The organism is Streptomyces sp. NPDC001890, from assembly GCF_042891445.1.
Lineage (GTDB): Bacteria > Actinomycetota > Actinomycetes > Streptomycetales > Streptomycetaceae > Streptomyces.
In genome coordinates, this window is sequence record NZ_JBIATE010000078.1 from 1 (window position 1) to 3,222 (window position 3,222).

Genomic DNA, 3,222 nt, shown 5'->3' on the forward strand with positions numbered 1-3,222 from the left:
ACCGCATACGCACCGAAGGCATCGAGAAGAACACCCACGACAACCCCTTCGGCGCCGTCCTCTCCTTCCGCGGCACCGTCACCGACACCACCGTCAAGCACTCCCTGAGCGAGGCGATGCCGGACCTCTCGGACCTCTTCGAGGTCGGTGACTCCTCGAAGTTCGCCGTGGGCCAGTGGTGGGCCGTGGAGATCAACGCCCTGGCGGGGAAGTACGAGAAGGAGATCCAGCGGCTCGTCCAGGTCACCGATGTCGTCGACGCGACGCGCATCCGGGTCAACTACCAGATCGGCTGGGACCTGGCCGCGGGCCGCACCCTGACCTGGACCCGCGTCGAGCCCGTCGACCGCGCCCACGTCCGCAACATGGTCTTCGAGGGCTGGGGCGAGGACGAGATGACCGGCTCGCACCCGGTCGCGTACGAGTACGCGGTGCGCTGCGACGTCTCCGGGATCGAGGCCATCGGCACGTTCTGGCCGGTCGTGATGCGCCGCTGGTGCACGTACTACCGCACCGAGCAGTGCTCGCTGACCAACCCGAAGTCCGTCACCTACGGCGGCGCGGGCTACCTCACCCAGCAGATCTACTGCCTGTACGGGCACGTCGAGGACTGTCACACCTCCAACGCCCGCCACCTCAACGACTTCACGGCCTCCGCCTACTGCTACGTCACCAACTGCCACGGCGACGGTGACGACGAGGGCCCGTTCGTGACGCACGGCCAGTTCGAGCACGACCTCGTCTACACCGGCAACTCCGGGCTGATGACCTTCGCCAACTCCGGCGCGGCCTGGGGCGGCAGGGCCAAGCGGATCACCGTACGCCGGCACGCCTGCTCCTGGTTCGTGGCCCGGGTCAAGATCACCGATCTGACCCTGGAGGACGTCCTGGTCATCGGCAAGAAGTCGCTGGCCGGCTCCGGAATGCTCTGGGTCAACGCCGACGGTGTACAGATGCGCGGCTGTACGGCCACCGGTCCGCTGATCGTCTCCCGGGCCTCGGACCTCTCCGCCCGGCCCAATGTGATCGCCGACTCCTCGTTCGCGTTCGCGGCGGGCGCCGAGATCACCCAGGCCAACGTCACCGCCCCGCTCACCGTCCAGCGCAGCGTCCTCAAGGGCGTCGACGGCGCGGTGTTCAACGGCACCGGCCAGCTCACCCTGGACCAGTGCACGCTGACCGGCTCCAAGGACACCGCCCCCGTCTCGCTCGCGCACGCCGGCATCACCGTGCTCGGCGGCGAACTCCGCGACACCGGGCTGAAGCTGACCTCGGCGAAGGACCAGCGGCTGCGCGTCGACGGCACCCGGCTGAGCGGCACCAACAAGGACGGCGCGCTGCTCGCCCGCACCGGCTCCGGACGGACCGTCGACTGGCAGCTGTCCGGCCTCGACTCGAGCGCGCCCGAGGGCACCGCCCATGTGCTGGTCACCGAGGGCCCCAACCGCTACCGGAACACCGGCTCCACCTTCACCGGCGGCCGGCTCGAACTGCGGCCCGCGGCGTTCACCGGCGACAGCCATCTGCTGCACACCGGCTGCGTCGAGGACGGCACCGAGCGCACCGCGCTGCCGGACGAGGGCGACCGCGTCGCCCACACCGCGGCCACGCTGCGCATCTGACCACCCCGTTCATCGAGCACCAGGGATTCCCGTGTCCACGCATACCCCGATCACCGGCCGGCCCGTACGGGTCGCGCTCGTCGGCGCCGGCAACCGCGGTCTGACGTACGCCGAGTGGATCAAGGCGCACCCCGAGCGCGCCGAACTCGTCGCCGTAGCCGACCCGCGCCCCGCGGCGCGGGCCGCGGCCGGCGCACCCGTCGAGTTCGACGACTGGCGGCCGCTGGTCGAGAACCGCATCGCCGACGCCGTCGTCGTCGCCACCCAGGACCGTTTCCATGTGGAGCCGGTGCTGGCGCTGGCCGAGGCCGGTTACGCGATCCTCGCCGAGAAGCCCCTCGCCCCGACCGAGGAGGAGACCCGGCGGATCGTCGAGGGCGTGGAGCGGTCCGGGGTCCTGTTCGCGGTGTGCCACGTCATGCGGTACACCCCGTACACCGACCTGGTGAAGGAGGTCGTGGACTCCGGCGTGCTCGGTCAGCTGGTCTCCCTCGACCATCTGGAGCCGGTCGGCTGGTGGCACTACGCCCACAGCTATGTGCGTGGGCCGTGGCGCAGCGAGAAGGACTCCTCGCCGATGCTGCTCGCCAAGTCCTGCCACGACCTGGACTGGATCACGTACGTGATGGGCGGCCGGATCGAGCGGGTCTCCAGTTTCGGCTCGCTGAAGCACTTCCGGCCCGAGAACGCCCCGGCCGGGTCCGCCGAGCGCTGTCTCGACTGTGCGGTCGAGACCGGCTGCCCGTACAGCGCGCTGAAGCTCTACATGCCGACGCTGCGCGAGAAGGGCGCGGTCTGGCCGGTCACCCATGTCACCGAGGCGACCGACGAGGCCGGTCTCGTACGGGCGCTGCGCGAGGGCCCGTACGGCGTCTGCGCCTACCGGAGCGACAACGACGTGGTCGACCACCAGGTCCTCGCCATGCAGCTGACGGACGGGGTGACCGCGACCTTCCAGATGGTGGCGTTCACCGAGCAGACGCACCGCCAGACCCGGATCTTCGGCTCGCACGGCTGGCTGATCGGCGACGGCGAGCAGGTCACGGTGCAGGACTTCCGTACCGGCGAGACCACCGTCCATGAACTCGGCGCCTCCGGTTCGAACGCGGCGGACGGGCACGGCGGCGGGGACGCCGCGCTCGTCGAGGCGTTCGTCACCGCCGTCGCCACGGGTGACGCCGGGGCGGTCCGCTCCGGTCCCGCCACCTCGCTCGGCAGTCATCTCGCGGCGTTCGCCGCCGAACGCGCCCGCCACACCGGCACCGTCCAGACGGTCCCGGCGCGGTGACCCCCCTCGCCCCGGCGCAGCGGCTCCCCCTCTGCCCGGCCCAGTGACTCCCCTTCTTCCCGGCCCCACCCTCACGTCCTCGGAGGACCACACCATGTCCCGTCTCCTCACCCGCCGTTCCAGAGTCCGCGCCGTCGCCGCCCCCGTGCTGGCCACCGCGCTCGCCGCCGGTGTGCTGGCCGGCTGTTCCGGCAGCGGCAGCGACGACAACACCGTCACCATGTGGACCTACCCGGTCATCTTCGACGAGGCCAAGAACAAGGCGTACTGGGACGGCCTGGTCAAGGCGTTCGAGAAGGAGCACTCGGGCGT

2 protein-coding genes and 1 pseudogene are annotated in these 3,222 nt (G+C 70.7%); all 3 read left to right on the forward strand.

Translation table 11 applies throughout. The features are described from left to right. Positions 1-1,622, forward strand: a 1,622-nt coding sequence (locus ACFYY1_RS43145) for a peptidase C14 (protein ID WP_388595576.1), incomplete at its 5' end; no start/stop codon positions are given. Positions 1,623-1,653: 31 nt separating this feature from the next. Then, complete coding sequence (locus tag ACFYY1_RS43150) at positions 1,654-2,910, forward strand: Gfo/Idh/MocA family protein (RefSeq protein ID WP_388595578.1); 1,257 nt, start codon at positions 1,654-1,656, stop codon at positions 2,908-2,910. 94 nt (positions 2,911-3,004) lie between these two features. After that, positions 3,005-3,222, forward strand: a pseudogene (locus ACFYY1_RS43155) (sugar ABC transporter substrate-binding protein); the annotation flags it as partial.